Here is a 16,012-nt window from a genome sequence, read left to right on the forward strand (position 1 = left end):
ACGAGACCGCGCACCACATCCTGACCGCTGAGCGGCACATCACCGAGTTGCAGGAGCAGCAGCTGCGGTGGGCGGAGACCAGTTCCGAGCCGCCGAGGCCCTGGCCGCTGCTCGTACCCGGGCGGTTGCCGCCGTGTCGGGGTCGCTTCCTGGTCCTCGCAAGACGCGCTGATCACGTTCCTCGCCCACCTATGTTGTTCCCGTGACCTTCACCGCTCTGCACCGTGTACTCGGCCTGCCGCCCGGCCCCATCACCGACGAGATGCTCGACGAGGCCGTCGCGGCTGGCGTGGCCGAGACCGACGACCTCGACTGGAAGTCAGGGTTGCCGCAGACCAGCAACCTGTCGTCGACTGACGTCCCCAAGGACATCGCCGCGATGGCCAACAGTGGCGGCGGCGTGATCGTGTACGGGGTCGAGGAGGACGAGAAGGCCGCGACCGGGCGGAAGGACACCGGTGACTTCACCGAGAACCACGAGCGCACCTACCGCAAGGTCGCGGTTTCGGCCATCACCCCGCCGGTCTTCGGCCTTGAGGTCTACCGCCTCGGCACTGATCCCCGCGCTGTGGCCGTGGTGGTCCCGGCGAGTGTCGACGGGCCGCACCTGATCTACAAGGGCGAGTTCTTCGGTGCGCCGATCAGGAACAACGCGGACACCGAGTGGATGAAGGAGCGGCAAATCGAGGCCGCCTACCGCGCCCGCTTCGACGAGCGGCGACGGTCCAGCGAAGCGCTCGATGCGCTGTACGCCGAGATGGAGGCGGGCCGGGACACGGACAAGCGAGCCTGGCTGATCGCGGTCGCCCACCCACGCGTGCCGGGTGTCCTCGCCCGACCGGACCGCGACGAAGCGCGCTCCGTCTTCGAGGAGGCGGGCCGGGTCGCGCTGAGCTACTCGGACCGCAACGGCGTGCACCCGTTGGAGCATGTGGACCGGCTGAACCCTCGCCCTGGCCTCAAACGCTGGACCGCCCCGCCGGCATCCACGAACAAGGGCTCGCACTGGAAGGAGGCCTGGGTCAGCGCCCACCACGACGGCTCCGTCACGCTGGCGGCTGCCGTCGGCGCCCATCTCTCGGGGCCTTCGTCGCAGTTCGAGGGTCACGAGGTGGAGGCTCGCGCGGTTGAGTCCGCGATCGCCGACTTCACGGGTCTGATCCGGGCCGTTGCGGCGCACTCGGGTCACGACGAGTACGAGGTGAGCGTCGGCATCGAGTGGGCCGGCACGCGCCCGCTGGTGATCCTCACCGTCGACGGCACCGGGTACACGTACGACGGCGTATCCACCCCGCTCGGACAGTTCACACGGGTGTCGTCGACGATCAACGCCGCAGCCTCCGACGAGGAGTTCCACCGGCGCGTTTACGAACTCGCGGAGGACTGCATCAACCAGGGCGGGATCACGCATCTACATGTGATCACGAAGCCGGTGGACTCGGAGTAGCGCCGCCCTCGCCGGTGTGCGCGCACCCGGGCGACGACAGGGGTGGCAGGGCCTCGCCGTGACGATCCGCAACCCGTTGGCGCCGCGAAGAATACTCGGGTTTTGCTCACCTTTTATTCACCCGGCACCGCGCGCCGCACCCGCCCACCAGGTGCGCTCCCGCTCCATGCCGGCCACCACCGGCGGGCAGCCGGGGAACTTGATCGTGTTCGTGTTCCGCAGCTTATGGGCGTCCGCCACAGCCGACCGGATTCGCCGCCGACACCAAGGAGTCGACCATCTTACTGCTGTCGGTGAAATGGTCCTGAGCTGCGGCGATGTCGTCTCCACTCGCCGAAGGATGTGACCGACGCCCATCGCGCCGCGGGCGCCTTGCCGGCCGCACGACCAGTAGGAGATGGGGTATGAACGTGACCGACGCCCGCCGTGACGGCCCGCCGCGCATCTGGAACCTCGGTGAATCGGCCCAGGCCGCCGGCCGGGTCCCGAATCCCACTGCTAGTGCCGGTAACGGATCGGCTGCGATCGACCCGGAAGTCACCCCACCGCCACGTCCAGCTCCTCGGCACCCGCCGAGTCGTCCAGCTCCGCCCAGAAGATCTGCCAGGAGTGGCCGTCCGGATCGTTGAAGCTGCGGCCGTACATCGAGCCGTGGTCCTCGGAGTCTCCCGCCGTGCCGCCCGCTGCGAGGGCACGGTCCACCAACGCGTCCACGTCTTCACGGCTATCGACGCTCAGACAGATGACGCACTCCTTCACCTTGGAGGCGTCCGCGGTCTCTACGGGGTGCAGCGCGTCGAAGGCGTCGCGCTGTATGAGCATCGCGAACTGGTTCTCACCCAACACGACCGTCGCGGCGGTGTCACCGCTGAACGCCTCGTTGAAGGTGTAGCCGAGGTCGGTGAAGAACTTCCGCGAGCGCTCGATGTTGGCGACGGGCAGGTTCACGAAGATCATGGTGTCCGGCTCCTACGTTCCGCGGCGTCCGGGAGCGGGCGCCGTCACGGGGGCAGACCCGGTGCGCGGCTGGAACTCATCGACCTTGATGCGGCGAACTCCACCGACGCGTCGGCGGCTCCACTTACGCTGACCCGACCGCGACGATGAGGAGCTGCCGGTGTCGAGCAACAAGTACCTGTCGATGTCCCGGCGGTTGATCGAGATCGAGTCAATCCCGCGCGACCGTCTGCCGACTGCTGGGGAACTTCGCCAAGTCGAGGAGCTCGTCACCGGACTGAAGCGCGCGGCGGCGCGCAAGGAGACCTATCGACCGCTTCTTCTCCGCGCACGCGCAGTGCAGCGCCGCATCAACGATCCCCGTGGAATCCAACGAAGGGATCTCGCCTCGGTCCGTCCTGCAGGCATGGTCCACAGCTCGAGTCTTTCGCGGGCCGGACGTGAGGTGCTCGGTGGGCTGCCGGGGACGCGGCGGGGGCACTGAGACACGGTGACCGACAACCCCTACCGCGAGGACATCGCCGGCTACCTCCGCCGCGCCCGCTGCCTCTACGGCGCTGCACTCGACCAACCGGATCTGCTGATCGTGAACGTCGAACGGTCGATGGCTCCGCTCACGGAGGAGCACCTGAGGCGCCTGGCGGAGATCGCGGAGATGGACCGCGAGGGCTTTTTCAGCCGCAATCCGCATCTGTCGGTCTACCGCCACCGGATCCTGCTCACCGCGCTGTGTCAAGGCGCCGCACTGCACTTCGTGAACGGCACCAACGGCGTGAAGGATCTCGACGTCTACACCTTCTACGCCGAGGATCCGGCTGTCACATTTCCCTACCGCCGGCCCCCCGGCGTGGCGGACTTCGGCCACTCGGAGTTCGGCCGGCACCCTGACGATCACAGGTACGTCGGCCGGCGTGTCGATCTACTCGGCCGCGCCCTCAAGGTGGCTCCCTCCGCTGATCCTGTCGCCGCCGTGCGTAGCTACCTCCGAGAGGGTCGCACGACGACAGCCAGGGCGCTTGCCGAAAAGGCGGTAGTAGCAATCGATCCGGGAGCGAGGTTTGGGCAGATCGTCTGGTCACCGGCCTGATTGTGGTGTACTCGCCGACTAGGTCCCTCGTCCTATGCAGCAACGTCGTTTAGCTCGTTGACGTTTGGACGCAAAGCGCTGCGGGACTTCCTCGATCCTCCGGGGCCGTCGCGACACCGGCTCAGCGTAAACCTTGCTGGTCACCGCCACCGCCATTAGCTAACGGCAGCACCCGATTCAACCTGCCGGACAATGCCTTCGTTTTGTATTCCGCTTCTCGGCGTCATTGAGCCGGATTCGAGCAACTAGATGTTGTGAAGGGTCTGGAGTCCACCTCGTAAAGTCTTGGTTCGTGGGTACAGGTGGAGTCGCAACGGTCGTAGTTGGCGTTGCAGCAGTAGTCGTCTCAACTATCTTCAACATCTTGACACTGCGACAATCGCGCAAGAACCTCCGTCTGGCTCAGCAAGCCTTCGATCGAACAGAACAGAAGTATGAGAAGGATCGGATTGATGCGCGCAACGACCGGCTGCGGGTAGCGCTCGTCGCGTTGCAGACAGCGATCGAACGCTCTTACGTTCCCGCAATGGCCGAGTGTGAGTTGGCGAACCGCCTACACGGCGAGACAATCGAGCGTTTGCGGAGAGGCGATTGCTCTGAGGAAGAATTTCGAAAGTCCTTCAGGAAACTATGCGTAGCGACCGCGGAAGGGCTTAACCCGGCGACAGCTGAGTTGATGGCTGAAATCACGAACCTCACCTTCTTAGCCATGGGCATTGATGAGCTGATGGATCCGCTGGAGACGGTTACAGGCGAATTAAATGGACAATGGACGACGATCGAGAACGATGGTCCGCTCAACGCTGCCCCCTTCTTTGAGCGTGCTCGGTCATTAAAGGAAGAGCGTGACCGGGTTATGCAAGCCAACGTCCAGCTGTACACCGCGGCAATGGTGTTGTTTTCGTCGCACGAGGAAGGCGATTTTCGCAACGTTCTTGCCATGATCAAGGTGGCCACGCACACGAAGGACTCCTAGTTGCGGTTTGGATGCCGCGAACGATCCTCAGCTGGAATTCTCTGATGACGGCGGCCGACGCCGCCGCGGCCGATCCTGCACCCGCCGCAGCTCGATCTGATCGGCCGGCACCCGCGTGATGTGCCCGCAGCCCCGGCAGTGATAGATCCTGCATCCGGGGCTCCCCGGATGCCAGCCCACTAACGTGCTGTTCCCGGCGTAGCGCTCGCCACACGCTTCGCATATCTCGGGCATCTGCTCCGCCCACGCCATGGAGAGAACGTAGGGCGCCGCGGGGACAGACGGTCACAACGCCGAGGTGATCTCGACCCGGTTCCCGTCGGGGTCGATCGCCAAGCTCTGCCGCTTCACGGTGAACCCCGCAGCGCGCGACGCCTCCGCCACCGCTGCCCGATCCCGCACGGCGAACCCCACACGGGTGCGGGTGACGGTCCCGTCGCCGGCCGGGTACAGCTCCAGCACGATCCCGGTGGGCAGCGTCGCGGCGTGGTGAACCAGTCCACCTTCATGGCGCTCCTCGGTGAAGTCCAGGCCGATCAAGGAGTAGAAACGTCGAGACGCATCGAGGTCGGCGACGTACAGCACCACCAGGCTCAGCATCCGGTCTCCGCCACGATCATGATCAGGTGCCGCTCGACGGGGACGGGCACCGCGACGTCCGAGCTGGTGATTACTACCGGAGCGTCGAAGAGGGCGGACAAGAACTCGGCCAACTTCGCGATGTCAGTGGTGCTGGCACGGATCACAGGACGGGTTGTGGCGGTGTTGCTCATCCTGCGAAGACTGCCACGTCGATGTGACATCGCATATCTTGAATCTCAAGCCGCGCAGTCTAATTCGGTGATCCTGCATCGCGCCGACACGTCGTCGCAGGTCGAGTCGACTTTGCCGATTCCGGTGCACGTGCACCGCAGCGTGCATCGGGATATTCCGCCGCGGCGTGTCAGTGAAGCCGTCCACACTGACGCCATGACCGCGCCCAACAACTGGCCCCCGATCGATCCCGCCGACGGCTGGGCGGAAATCCTCACCGAACTCCGCGATGACTTGATCCAGACCGATCCGGGCCATGTCGTACGGCAGGTGAAACAGAAGGGCGGCGTGCTCGAGGTCTGGGTCGAAGCGAGCGGCCCCATTCTGGCCGACGCCGTGAACAGACGGATCGCCGCGGCGCAGGAGCAGTCGGCCCGCACCTGTGAGCGCTGCGGGCAACCGGGGCGGATCCGACAGCGCCCCGACGGTTGGTACCAGGCGCTCTGCAACGGGCATGCCTTGGAGGCCGCGAGCGAGATGGAGGGCGAGGAGTCGTGAAGTACCACCCGGCCACCAACGCCGTCGAGCTCACCAACCGGAATCTGAATGCGTTGCGGGACAAACTCGACGACCCGGAGTCCGCCCGAGCCCTCGGCTCACCGTGCGGACGCGTCATGGTCCGCGCCGTCGAGGACGGCGAGCGCAGCTCCACGGACACCAGCGAGGGCATGGTGATCGTCACCCGCAGCGAGATCACCGCGCTGCTGGCCGGCGAGTCGGTCTCGGTAGGCGACGTCACCGTAGTTCCGGTCCCGGACGCCGCGCACTACAGCAGCCGGCCGTCAGGCGTCGTGGCCATGCCCAGCAGCGGCGAGGTGAGCGGGCCGGACTTGTCGCATTGGCGGCTCCGACACGTGTGCGAGGTGTGCGGCCGCGACGAAATCCTCACCCCCGCAGCGGCGTACGAAGCTGGTTGGGACTACCCGCCGCGGATGGGACAGTTCGGCGTGATTAGTCCGCGCACATGCCCGGCCTGCCCCATGGCGAAAACCGTATGGGCTGCGCTCACCCTGGAGCAGCGCAGCCGGGAGGATCTCACTGAGGAGCAGCTCGACGTCGTCGCTCGCATCCTTGCGGAGCCGCTGTCGATCACGGTGGATCAGCCGTGACGAACGGCAGCGACATCATCGGCATCGAACCCGGCGGCGGCGCCGACGGTACGGTGATCGAGCGCGTCCGGTGATTGAGATCGCGCTGTACGTCAGCGATGTGGAGCGGAGCGCGTTGTTCTACCGCCTCATCGGGTTCGATTTCCGCGCAGGCAAGACCAGCCAGCTAGCGGCGCGGCTGCCCGGCGACGTCTGGATCGTGCTGCACGCCGCCGGACGCAGCCCTGTTACGCACATCCACCTTCTTTACCCCGTGGCCGACGCCGAGACAGTGACTGAGCAACTGCGTGACAACGGCTTCGTCGTGCGGCACAGGAAGCTGGCGCTGGACCCCGACGGCAATCGCATCGAGTTGCACGAGGCGGAGAATCCGGACCCGGCAAGCCTTCCCACAGCACGCGAGCTTGGATTCCCACCGCCGCCTACCGTAGGGGAGCTGCGACAGTTCCTTGCCGGATTCCCCGACACTGCACTGGTGCTCACCGATGGGTATGAGGGCGGCTTCAGCGAAGTCCTCACAGCTACGCGCATGGAGGTGCAGCAGCTGGACCGCCACGGTGGTGACGATTACCTCGGCGATTACGAGGAGGTCAGTGAGGCGCTGCGGCAAGCGGAGCGGGGTGAACGCGGGGTCGCCGCGGGTGCAGTTCCGCCTCCGACGCTGATCGGTAAGCCGGTCACAGCCGTGGTGCTGACACGGGAGGGCCGCTGATCGGCACACAACCAGTGCCCAGCTAGTCGGCCAGCAGCTCGTCGATGAACCGGAGGAGATCCCGGTACTGGATCAGGGTTCGCGAGCCCAACTTGATCGAGCGGAGCCTGCCCTGGCCCATCAGCTGGTAGAGGTGTGTCCGACCGATACGCAGTTCGGCCATCGCCTCCTGAACCGTGAGAAGTGAGTCCGGGGTCAGGGTGCGTGGAGCCGAAGTCGCGGTGTCCGCCGTTGTCTCCTCGGGTCTGCGCGGCTCCGGCGGTGGAGGCGGCGATTGGTCACGGATCTCCTGCCGAAGGGCAGAGACGAGCGCGGTGATCGCAGCGGTGATGGGGTCAGATTCGGTCATGTACCCGAAGCGTAAGACCGGCAACGCTTCTGGAACGTTGCCGGTATCGATGCCGTCTCTGCTGCCAGATCCCTATGCAGCTCGAGCAGCGGCGATCACACGGTCGATCTCGGTCGCTTCGACGAGGATGCGTCGGCCGAACCGCACCACGACCAGGTCGCCGTTCTTCCTCATCCGGTACAGGTACTCCCGGCTCACCCGCAGCACCTCGGCGGTCTCCTCCATCGTGTACAGCTTCGGCGGCTCGGAGGCCGCGACCGCCACGTCGTTCTCGCTCATGCGTCCATGCTCTCCTGCAGATCCGACATCCTCCACTGAGGCATCACCAGTGCCTTCGGCGTGTCATGCGACTACGGGAGAGGCGTCAGGAGACGCTGGTACACATCTCCGTGGGGAGTGGTGTCCGCGCAGGTCGCGGCTGGGGAAAGTTGACACAGTTCTGACACAATCGGCTCCCGCAAGAACACTCGCGGTGACCTCGGAGTGCACGTCAGTACACACCCGGTTAATCAGCTACCATCCTGTTCACCCAGTTCGCGGCGACTTGAAAGCGAGAGACGGCTAACACCGTCCGGGGGTTCAAATCCCTCCGCCACCGCCATCAGTGGTGGTTTCCGAGTTTCGCCCGCGGAGCTCGGAACCGTGTCGATGACCCAAAGTGACCCAATCCGCGGGGAATTGACCCGCCGGACCGGTCGGCGTGTCGTTCGCCTGCGCTGGTCTCATCGGATTTTCGCGATGGGATTTCTGCATGGCTCGACTCCCCAGTTACATCACCCGCGTCGACATCGGTGACGGTGTGCGCTACGAGGTACGCCTCCACGCCCGGCGGGCGGACGGCTCGCGGTTTCAGCACAAGAAGAGGTTCAAGGCGCCGGCCGAGCTCATATCCGGTACCCACACCCGCCGAGCAACCTGACCGTGACGGAAGCGGTTGAACACTGGCTCGCGGCGAAGTGCGCGCGCGTGAAGCCGACGACGGCCGCCGCCTACAAGTTCGCTCTCGCTCCCGTGGTGGAGCGGTACGGCGACGTGAAGGTGCAGAGGCTCACGAAGCTCGACGTCGAGGCGTTAATCACCGAATTGCGAGCGGGTTCCGGCGAGCGCGGCGTGTGGTCGCGGACCACGATCAACCCCATGTTGGCCAGGTGGAAGACCGTGTGGCGCGACCTCCTCGCGGCGGGTGTTCGAAGCTGGTCCTCACCGCGCCTGACACTCCGAGCAGTCCCGTCGCCCTCCGGTTCCGTTGTTGCTTCACGTCCCGAGCGTCAGATGGGAAACCACCTACGGGCTGGTCATTCCCGGCGCTACCCTCGCCGCCGCGGGGATCACCCGATACGGAAACGCGGGCGGCCTGTCAGTGCTGCGTCGATGTCCGAGACCCGGTGCGCACTGATGCCCCATGGCTCATCGAGCCCGAGCCGAGAGTCCAGATCCCACAGGACGCACCGTTCACCCGGCTCAGCGACCATGGACCAAGCGATGACGGTGCGGTGTAATTGTTCATCCATGCACTCGCCGACCGCTGAGGCGGCGGGCGGCGGCGCACCGCCCTCGGGATGGTGGTGCAGGAACCGCCCGTAGGCGGCGTTACAGAATGCCGCGTAGCGGACGGTGCACAGGATCAGACCGTGCCAGGCCTCATCGACTGCACGCGAGGGCATTCCGATCGTCTGACCGTCGCGCAGTGCTACCGCGCAGCATCGCAACCACTGTCGCAGGCCGGCGTCGATTAGTTCACGGGGCTGCCAGGGGCAGGTCTTGAACACCGCCTCCGGCAACTCCAGATCGGCGATGACCTGGTCGGCGGTATACCGAGCGCCGGGCTTTCGCAGCGTGATCATCAGCAGCCACCGCCCCCGCAACCTCCGCCGCCCCCGCCACAACTGCTTCCACCGCCGCAGCCGCTGTGTCCACCACCGCAACCTGAGTGGCCCCCGTGGCCTCCGTCGCCGAAACTGGAGGAGCCCGCATCCGTCGCCCAGATGGCCGCTGCGCCGGCGCCGGCATCAGACCCGAACCTCCCGCGACGGGCAGTCCCAAGCACGCGGAGCCGCCGACGTTTGACGGTTGCGAAGATCGCTAAGAGTGCCAGGTCGAACCCGATGACCACCACCGGAATCATCCACCACATGATCTCGTCCTCCCGTGTCGTCTACATCGTTACGGGACGAAGCGGACCACACGGCGCGACGCTACCGATCCCAACTCCGGTGTCGTAAACGCGCGCAGCTGACGACGGTGCCCGCACCGCGATACCCGGGATGCAGCTGTGGGTAGTCACCTGACGGTGCGGGAACGGCTCGGTCACGAAACGCATCTCGGCCGCGCCGCACGTGACCGAATCAGCCGCCCGCCGCATGGTGGAAAACCTGCTGCGGGGTCGGGTGCCCGGTCTCAGTGTCGAGGACGCGTACAGCGAGCAGCTGGGCGCACAACCTCGTTGACGAGGTGCACGAGGCCGGGCTCACCCGTCCCTACCCTGCAACCCACGGGAATTACCTTCCCGCACTCATCGAGTCTGTGAGGTGGGTATAGGGCCCCAGACACGTTCAGGAACAGGCTATTTCGCCACAGAAGTGCGACGCGGCGGATCAGTCGGTGTCGTAGAACCACCAGCGCGGCATCACTTCGGTGCCGATCCGCACATCGCCATCCCGGTCAGGCTCGGGCATCCCGGAGGGCACGTAGAGCAGGCCGTCCCAGCTGTTCTCGAACTTGATGAGCACAGTGCCACTCGAGTTCGTGTGGACGGTCGCAGTGTAGGTGCCCACCCAGCGGTGCTGGGTCTCGCCCCGCGCCGGCGGGTGCTCCGCCACTGCGTGCACCGAGCTGCGGGCATGCGCCCACCGCACCTTCTGCAGCACGCCGGTGCCGATCAGGAGCATCGAGAGCGCAGCCACCGCGGCAGTCGCAGCGACGGGCACCGCCACCCGCCGTCGGCGCGCGGCGCACACCCCGAAGTAGATCGCGCCGACCAACAGCAGTGGGGGTCCGACGAAGAACGCGGGGAAGATCCAGCCCATGCGCTCGAACGGGCCGCCGCACCACACCAGCGTCCAGCAGAGGTAGGCCGCCGCCGCGACGAAGACGGTGTCGATGCCGACGAGGATCCACGCTCCTGGTGTCGGGCGCCGGAGACGGGTCACCGCTTGCGCGTCCTGCGGGGCGCCCATGCCCGGCTCCACACCTCGCGGATCGCCACTCCGAGAAGCACGAGCCCGAACATCACGGTGGGGTTCAGCTGCAGCCCGCCTGCGAACCCGCTCCGGTAGTGGAGCGCGGTGAGGATGACGCCGGCACCCGCGATTGGCGTGAGAATCGTTGCTACGCCGGCCGGCCACCTGCCGACCGCGACGGCTTCAACCACGGCCGCGGTTACGGTCACGGCCAAGGCGACTGCCGCGATGGATGACACGACGTTCGTGCTGTAGAAGAAGTCAGTCACCAGCGACGGCGGCTGGTCGGTCAGCGGCTCGTAGGCGGTCCAGCCGAAGTCGGTGTGGCCCAAGCCGACTCCGAAGATCGGTTCGCTGCTGTAATCCGCATAGCGGCGCGGTAGGCCGAACGAGTTCATCTCTGCCGCGAGCCGAGCGATCACGAACACCCACCACGACACGTCTCCGGTGACGCGGGCGATCCGTGCGGTGGTGAATCGCTTCCCGGGGAGCTCGACGTGGCTCACCCGAACCCCGGCACGCCGTTCGGCCCGATCGAGGGCGACGGCATGAAGCACGGTGGGATGCCCGGTGCATACGGCGGCATGCAGGGTTGAGGGAAGCACGGTTGCCCGTTCCAGCCGCTCGGCTGGTTCGGTGGGCACACCGTCATCGGCTCGGCGCCGGCCACCGGGGCAACGGACAGGGCGGAGCCTGCGACGAGCGCGGCACCGATCGCAGCGGTGACGATGGCTTTGCATAGCTTTGCCGCGAAAGCGAGGGGCGACTTAAATGACGTCGTGGGACGCATGCCGATGAACAATAGCGGGTAACTGCCTCGTGTCGGCGTGTCCGGCGCGAAAGCTAGGTCGCGTCGCCGGGAACGTTGGTGCCGACCTGGAGGCCACCCTCATTGACTCCGCCACCACCGTGATACTCGTCGAGGTACTCCCCGTTCCACCGCGTCCAGTCCAGGTAAGCGGCTCCCGCGACCGCACGGTAGCGCCGGAACTGCCCACGAGCAGTGCGCAGCGAATGTCGTGCCTCCCGCGCAGCTCGCCGGGCGGCGTTCCTGGCCGAGGACTCCTGCGCGGTGGTTAGCTCCACGGGAGGGTCGCGAAAGATCTGACGGTTGCTGAACATGGATTGGAGTGTAGGTTCTGGCACCTAGTGGCGCACTTCGGTGAGAGCAACAATGTTGCTGACCAAGTTCGGGTCCCACTACTTGATGCTGTCTCCCGACTTCTGTGCCTCGAGTGAGGCGCGTGATGTTGCCGGGACGCTGCGGAGCGCATCGGAACCCGGGTGTCCGCTGTGGCTGCGCCCCCGTCGATCAGAACGCAAGCTGCAACGTGAAGAGCGACAGCAGCGCGAACGGCGCAGAGGCCACGAGCACCAACGCGATCGGGATGATGGCGCGACCGGCGACTACGGACACCCATGCACCTACAGCGGCGACGATGCTCCCGACGGCAGCGACACGGAGGCCGGCCGCATCGGTCCCCGGCGGTGCGACGCCATTCTCGAACTTCGACGCCATGTCGGTATCGGAGAGCACGGTGAACGCCAACATGTATGCGATGACCATCGCCACGATGCCGATCATCGACAGTCCAGGGTTGCGGTGCAGTTCGCGGCTCATGGCTCCATCGTTGGGCACGCGGCCGGCAACCGGATCAGTAGAACTACGCGAATTGCAACAGGTGCATTCCCATGCTTGCCGCGGTCACCAGGGCCAGTGCAACGGCGACGGCAACTGTCCCGCAAGGCTTCTCGCGTGGTCATATCTGCCCGGTCAGTGCCTCGCCGAGGATCGCACCTGTCACTGCGGCGCCGGCCAGCGCCCGTCGGCCAACATTGAGTGCACCTAGAGCGTCGCCCAATTGGCTGTCTTCTCAGCCAGCGCGGCGTCTTGTTCGGGCGTTCCGCCAGACACTCCGAGCCCGCCGATCAGGTTCTGTGCACCGTCGTACAGCGGAACACCGCCGCCGACGAGGAGAAGACCGGGCGAGTGGATGTGATCGAAATGCAGTGCCGGCTTCCCGATCTCCATCGGCGCTGGCAGTGCGGCGGTCGGCGCCTGGAACATCACCGAGGTGCGCGCCTTCGCGATGGCGAGCTCGTTGGAGGCGAGCCATGCGCCGTCCATGCGAACGAAGGCGACGAGGTTCGCACCTTTGTCGAGCACAGCGAAGACGGCCTTCATCCGCTGGGCCTCGGCGGTCGCGATGCCTTCTGCGATCAGTCGATTGGCGTGTTCGAGCGTGATCTCAGGCATTCTGGGTCCACTCCGTTTCCTGCCACTGCTTGGCGGCGTCGATCGTGGCGAGGGGACGCATGGTGCGGTAGAGGTGCTCGTCGGCGGGGATGATCTCCACCATCGCGTCGATCATCTCTTGCGGGTCCGCCTGGTCGGCGAGGCTGTCGCCGAACTCGGGCATGGGCACGACCGCGGTCTCCGGGTCGTACCACTGGACGTAGCTCTCCGCGCCGGTGTCGTTGAAGCCGGTTCCGAAGACGCCCGGGTTGACGGTGGCGACCTGCACGCCGTGCGGCGCGAGCTCGGCCTTCATCGATCCGGCGATGGCCTCAATGGCGTGCTTGGTCGCGCAGTACGCGCCGACGAACGGGACCACGAGGATGCCGCCCATGGACGACGTCCACACCACCTTGCCCGACTTGCGGGCGACCATCTTCGGCACGATCGCCTGGACGAGTGCCAGGTGTCCGAAGACGTTGATCTCGAACGACTCCCGCACGCGCTCGAGCGGGATGTCGACGATCGAACCGCCCTCCATGACGCCGGCGTTGAGTACCAGCACGTCGGGGTCGCACTTCCCGGCGTGGGCGATGTCGATCTCATCGAGGAGGTTGAGCTTGATCACCTCGAGCTCGACCCCCGCTGCTTCGGCGTCGGCGCGCAGGCTGCGCACCTGGGGCCAGGTCTCAGCGGCAGCTACGACGGTGTGCCCGGCGCGGGCAAGCTCGATCGCGGTTCCGCGACCGAAACCCGAGCTGGCACCGGTGATGAGGATCTTCTTGGGCATGTGCTTCCTTTCGAAAGTCGCTATACGTAGGCATGTACGAGAAGGGGCCGTAACTCAACACGCACCCACCAGCCGGCGACATCGCGGACGGACACCCCCGAAACCCCCGGCCGGGGCTGCTACGTCTTTGCGTCGGCAGGCGGTTTCTATCCGACCTGCTCGGTCGGGCTGTCCGTGTTGTGCAGGTACCACAGGCCGTCATCGTGCTGGAGGCAGTACCAGTACTTGAGGAAGGCGTCGTCATCGCTGTGCTGGAGGTGCTCGTCGGGTCCGTCCTTGATGCAGGACGCCTCGGTCGGCCAGCTCCACGGGACGCCGTTGGCGTCGCGGACGACAACGTCATCGGCGTGCGCCACAGCGATGCCGCCGCTGAGCGCGGAACCGAACAGGACAACTCCAACGATGCTCGCAACGCGTTTGTTCACGAGGCCTCTTCCCGGTGATGGACACAGTCCAGCGGTACATGACCGGTCGAACAGTAGGCGTGCATTCGGGGGGCCGTCACTAGCGGAACACGTCAATTCGGTAGCTGATCACGCCACGTCTGAAGCGGGTGAAACCTCTCGTACACTCGCCGGGATGGAAGCCAGTTCGGGCATGTTCGTGTTGACCCCGGCGGTGCGGTCACTGTTGGCCGACCTGGGCGTATCGGTGGACGCGGTCTTGCGGCGCGCTCAAATCCCCACCGACTTCTTCTCCCGCGGAACCGGAGAACTCAGCAGCGCGCGGTACTTCGCCTTCTGGAGTGCCCTCGAAGAGGAGAGCGACCGAGACGCGCTGCCTGTGGCCGTGGCCGGAGCGTTGAGCGCCGAGAGTTTCGACCCGCCGATCTTCGCCGCTCTGTGCAGCCCCAACCTGATGACCGCCGCGCAACGCATCGCGCAGTTCAAACCCCTGATCGGCCCCATTGTCATCACCGTGGGCCGAACCGGCGACGGCACGACGGTGAGCTACACGTGGCAGACGGAGACGAAACCCCCAGCTGTGCTTACCGCCGTCGAGTTGCTGTTCTGGGTTGCTCTGGCACGGCTGGGCACCCGCCGGCCCGTGACACCGCTACGGGTTCAGGCCACACAACCCCCGCCGCCGAGCGCGACGATCCGCGGCTATCTCGGTGTGGACATCGAAGCCGGGCCAACCGATGCGGTCGTGTTCAGCAACGAGGACGCCGAGCTTCCGTTCGTGACCGAGAACGCTCAGATGTGGTCCTACTTCTCGCCGCAACTGCACGCCCGGCTATCCGAACTACCCCGGTCCTCGTCGATGGCCGAACGCGTGCGCACAGTGCTCCTTGAAGCCCTGCCGGCCGGGCAAGAAGACATTGACAGCGTGTCCCGCAGGCTGGCGGTGAGTCCGCGCACGCTGCAGCGCCAACTCCAGGCGGAGGGTGCCAGCTTCCAAGGCGTACTGAGCCGCACCCGGGAAAGCCTCGCCCGGCACTACCTGACCACCGGAGACACCAGTGTCGCTCAAATCGCGCTTCTGGTCGGCTACCAGGACACCAGCTCCTTCTACCGCGCCTACCGCGGATGGACCGGCGCCACACCCGAGCAGACCCGCCTTGGCACGACGGCGGGCGCCGCATCGGAAAACTGACCCACGGATGACCCGATACCGGCCGCCGGTGCCTCCGGTGTACGCGGTCAGGGCAGCGCGCGGCGGCGTTCAGCCGACCGTGCGCTGTGGAACCATCCGTCCATGAGTTCGCGGGACACAGAACAGGGCGCAACCCTTCCGAACCGCCGGTGGAAGTACGTCGCTGTCATCGCCGCCTCGGTCGTCGTTGCCGGCGCCGCGGTGGTCGCGGTCGTCGGCGATGTGCCCGGCCGGGTCATTCGCGCTCTGGGCGGCGTCGCACGCGAGGACCTGTTCTCCTCGCAGCGGCTGGACTCGGAACTGGACCTCGTGCGCGCACGGCTCGGCAACCTGCCGTTGCGGCGCGTGACGGTGACCTCCAATCTGGTCTCTGTCGAGGCGGTCGCCGCCGACGGTCGGCTGCACGACTACTGGGTGCGCGACGGCGAGGTGCAGGACATGGACTCGATTGCCGACCTGCACGCGGGCGAGGCCGCGTTCACCGCGGCGGATCTGTCGGGGCAGCGGATACGAGCGGCGGTCTCCGATGTGCGCGACGTCGGGAAGCCCGGTGAAATCGAACTGGTCTCCTACGAGATCGAGCAGGGGCATCCGCTGTCGGTGGCCGTGTGGATCCGGCACGACCCGGTGAGCTCGGTGTTGCACTTCGATCCGAGGGGCGGCTCCACCGTGGTGCGTGAGGAATCGATCGAGACCGACGAACACACCTCGGTGTTCGGCGGCTGCTGGTGCTGACGAGACAGACGAAACCTGTTGCCGCA

24 protein-coding genes and 1 pseudogene are annotated in these 16,012 nt (G+C 66.1%); 10 read left to right on the forward strand and 15 right to left on the reverse strand.

Annotated features, from left to right (window positions below):
• Nucleotides 1–202: 202 nt before the first annotated feature.
• A complete protein-coding gene (locus tag ACWEFV_RS27395; protein ID WP_450072474.1) occupies nt 203–1,447 on the forward strand; it encodes an AlbA family DNA-binding domain-containing protein in 1,245 nt (414 codons plus the stop codon).
• A 117-nt stretch (nt 1,448–1,564) separates the two neighbouring features.
• Here the strand turns inward: ACWEFV_RS27395 and ACWEFV_RS27400 are convergent, their stop codons facing one another.
• Nucleotides 1,565–1,687, reverse strand: a complete 123-nt coding sequence (locus ACWEFV_RS27400) for a hypothetical protein (RefSeq protein ID WP_450072475.1) — start codon at nt 1,685–1,687, stop codon at nt 1,565–1,567.
• A gap of 297 nt (nt 1,688–1,984) precedes the next feature.
• Nucleotides 1,985–2,404: a VOC family protein gene (locus ACWEFV_RS27405; protein ID WP_450072476.1), complete on the reverse strand. Its 420-nt coding sequence runs from the start codon at nt 2,402–2,404 to the stop codon at nt 1,985–1,987.
• Between the two features lie 160 nt (nt 2,405–2,564).
• Between ACWEFV_RS27405 and ACWEFV_RS27410 the strand changes: the two genes are divergently transcribed.
• From ACWEFV_RS27410 to ACWEFV_RS27420, 3 genes are all read left to right on the forward strand, one after another.
• Nucleotides 2,565–2,888, forward strand: coding sequence for a hypothetical protein (locus ACWEFV_RS27410; protein WP_450072477.1), 324 nt, complete (start codon nt 2,565–2,567; stop codon nt 2,886–2,888).
• Nucleotides 2,889–2,894: 6 nt separating this feature from the next.
• A complete protein-coding gene (locus ACWEFV_RS27415; protein ID WP_450072478.1) occupies nt 2,895–3,491 on the forward strand; it encodes a hypothetical protein in 597 nt (198 codons plus the stop codon).
• Between the two features lie 292 nt (nt 3,492–3,783).
• A complete protein-coding gene (locus ACWEFV_RS27420) occupies nt 3,784–4,467 on the forward strand; it encodes a hypothetical protein (protein ID WP_450072479.1) in 684 nt (227 codons plus the stop codon).
• 285 nt (nt 4,468–4,752) lie between these two features.
• Here ACWEFV_RS27420 and ACWEFV_RS27425 read toward each other — a convergent pair whose 3' ends face one another.
• Entirely contained in the window at nt 4,753–5,067 is a 315-nt protein-coding gene (locus ACWEFV_RS27425; RefSeq protein WP_450072480.1) for a VOC family protein, read from the reverse strand.
• A complete protein-coding gene (locus ACWEFV_RS27430) occupies nt 5,061–5,240 on the reverse strand; it encodes a hypothetical protein (protein WP_450072481.1) in 180 nt (59 codons plus the stop codon). The genes ACWEFV_RS27425 and ACWEFV_RS27430 overlap by 7 nt, the downstream gene beginning before the upstream one ends.
• Nucleotides 5,241–5,307: 67 nt before the next feature.
• Between ACWEFV_RS27430 and ACWEFV_RS27435 the strand changes: the two genes are divergently transcribed.
• From ACWEFV_RS27435 to ACWEFV_RS27445, 3 genes are all read left to right on the forward strand, one after another.
• Nucleotides 5,308–5,778: a hypothetical protein gene (locus ACWEFV_RS27435; protein ID WP_450072482.1), complete on the forward strand. Its 471-nt coding sequence runs from the start codon at nt 5,308–5,310 to the stop codon at nt 5,776–5,778.
• Nucleotides 5,775–6,389: a hypothetical protein gene (locus ACWEFV_RS27440; protein ID WP_450072483.1), complete on the forward strand. Its 615-nt coding sequence runs from the start codon at nt 5,775–5,777 to the stop codon at nt 6,387–6,389. Before ACWEFV_RS27435 ends, ACWEFV_RS27440 begins: the two co-directional genes overlap by 4 nt.
• A 70-nt stretch (nt 6,390–6,459) precedes the next feature.
• On the forward strand, nt 6,460–7,101 hold the full coding sequence (locus ACWEFV_RS27445) for a VOC family protein (RefSeq protein ID WP_450072484.1): 642 nt from the start codon (nt 6,460–6,462) through the stop codon (nt 7,099–7,101).
• A 22-nt stretch (nt 7,102–7,123) separates the two neighbouring features.
• Here the strand turns inward: ACWEFV_RS27445 and ACWEFV_RS27450 are convergent, their stop codons facing one another.
• From ACWEFV_RS27450 to ACWEFV_RS27460, 3 genes and pseudogenes are all read right to left on the reverse strand, one after another.
• Nucleotides 7,124–7,450, reverse strand: coding sequence for a helix-turn-helix domain-containing protein (locus ACWEFV_RS27450; RefSeq protein ID WP_450072485.1), 327 nt, complete (start codon nt 7,448–7,450; stop codon nt 7,124–7,126).
• A 72-nt stretch (nt 7,451–7,522) separates the two neighbouring features.
• A complete protein-coding gene (locus ACWEFV_RS27455; RefSeq protein ID WP_450072486.1) occupies nt 7,523–7,729 on the reverse strand; it encodes a helix-turn-helix domain-containing protein in 207 nt (68 codons plus the stop codon).
• Between the two features lie 230 nt (nt 7,730–7,959).
• Nucleotides 7,960–8,088, reverse strand: a pseudogene (locus tag ACWEFV_RS27460) (hypothetical protein); the annotation flags it as partial.
• Nucleotides 8,089–8,201: 113 nt separating this feature from the next.
• Between ACWEFV_RS27460 and ACWEFV_RS27465 the strand changes: the two are divergent.
• The gene (locus ACWEFV_RS27465; RefSeq protein ID WP_450072487.1) at nt 8,202–8,369 is read left to right on the forward strand and encodes a hypothetical protein; all 168 of its coding nucleotides are present in this window, start codon (nt 8,202–8,204) and stop codon (nt 8,367–8,369) included.
• Between the two features lie 409 nt (nt 8,370–8,778).
• Here ACWEFV_RS27465 and ACWEFV_RS27470 read toward each other — a convergent pair whose 3' ends face one another.
• The 8 genes from ACWEFV_RS27470 to ACWEFV_RS27505 form a co-directional block, all read right to left on the reverse strand.
• Nucleotides 8,779–9,294, reverse strand: coding sequence for a hypothetical protein (locus ACWEFV_RS27470; protein WP_450072488.1), 516 nt, complete (start codon nt 9,292–9,294; stop codon nt 8,779–8,781).
• 750 nt (nt 9,295–10,044) lie between these two features.
• Nucleotides 10,045–10,626: a hypothetical protein gene (locus tag ACWEFV_RS27475; protein WP_450072489.1), complete on the reverse strand. Its 582-nt coding sequence runs from the start codon at nt 10,624–10,626 to the stop codon at nt 10,045–10,047.
• Nucleotides 10,596–11,273, reverse strand: coding sequence for a hypothetical protein (locus ACWEFV_RS27480; RefSeq protein ID WP_450072490.1), 678 nt, complete (start codon nt 11,271–11,273; stop codon nt 10,596–10,598). The genes ACWEFV_RS27475 and ACWEFV_RS27480 overlap by 31 nt, the downstream gene beginning before the upstream one ends.
• A 199-nt stretch (nt 11,274–11,472) precedes the next feature.
• Nucleotides 11,473–11,751 (reverse strand): hypothetical protein, encoded by a 279-nt coding sequence (locus tag ACWEFV_RS27485; protein ID WP_450072491.1) that lies wholly within the window; start codon nt 11,749–11,751, stop codon nt 11,473–11,475.
• Nucleotides 11,752–11,941: 190 nt separating this feature from the next.
• Nucleotides 11,942–12,250 (reverse strand): hypothetical protein, encoded by a 309-nt coding sequence (locus tag ACWEFV_RS27490; RefSeq protein ID WP_450072492.1) that lies wholly within the window; start codon nt 12,248–12,250, stop codon nt 11,942–11,944.
• A gap of 225 nt (nt 12,251–12,475) precedes the next feature.
• On the reverse strand, nt 12,476–12,886 hold the full coding sequence (locus ACWEFV_RS27495) for a GlcG/HbpS family heme-binding protein (protein ID WP_450072493.1): 411 nt from the start codon (nt 12,884–12,886) through the stop codon (nt 12,476–12,478).
• Nucleotides 12,879–13,655 carry an SDR family oxidoreductase gene (locus ACWEFV_RS27500; RefSeq protein ID WP_450072494.1) on the reverse strand — a complete coding sequence of 259 codons (777 nt, stop codon included), beginning with the start codon at nt 13,653–13,655 and terminating at the stop codon, nt 12,879–12,881. Before ACWEFV_RS27500 ends, ACWEFV_RS27495 begins: the two co-directional genes overlap by 8 nt.
• Before the next feature lie 146 nt (nt 13,656–13,801).
• Nucleotides 13,802–14,059: a hypothetical protein gene (locus ACWEFV_RS27505; protein WP_450072591.1), complete on the reverse strand. Its 258-nt coding sequence runs from the start codon at nt 14,057–14,059 to the stop codon at nt 13,802–13,804.
• 175 nt (nt 14,060–14,234) lie between these two features.
• Here ACWEFV_RS27505 and ACWEFV_RS27510 point away from each other — a divergent pair, with 175 nt between their 5' ends.
• Nucleotides 14,235–15,251 (forward strand): AraC family transcriptional regulator ligand-binding domain-containing protein, encoded by a 1,017-nt coding sequence (locus tag ACWEFV_RS27510; protein WP_450072495.1) that lies wholly within the window; start codon nt 14,235–14,237, stop codon nt 15,249–15,251.
• Nucleotides 15,252–15,353: 102 nt separating this feature from the next.
• On the forward strand, nt 15,354–15,986 hold the full coding sequence (locus tag ACWEFV_RS27515) for a hypothetical protein (RefSeq protein WP_450072496.1): 633 nt from the start codon (nt 15,354–15,356) through the stop codon (nt 15,984–15,986).
• Nucleotides 15,987–16,012 lie beyond the last annotated feature (26 nt).

The organism is Mycobacterium sp. NPDC004974, assembly GCF_053600815.1.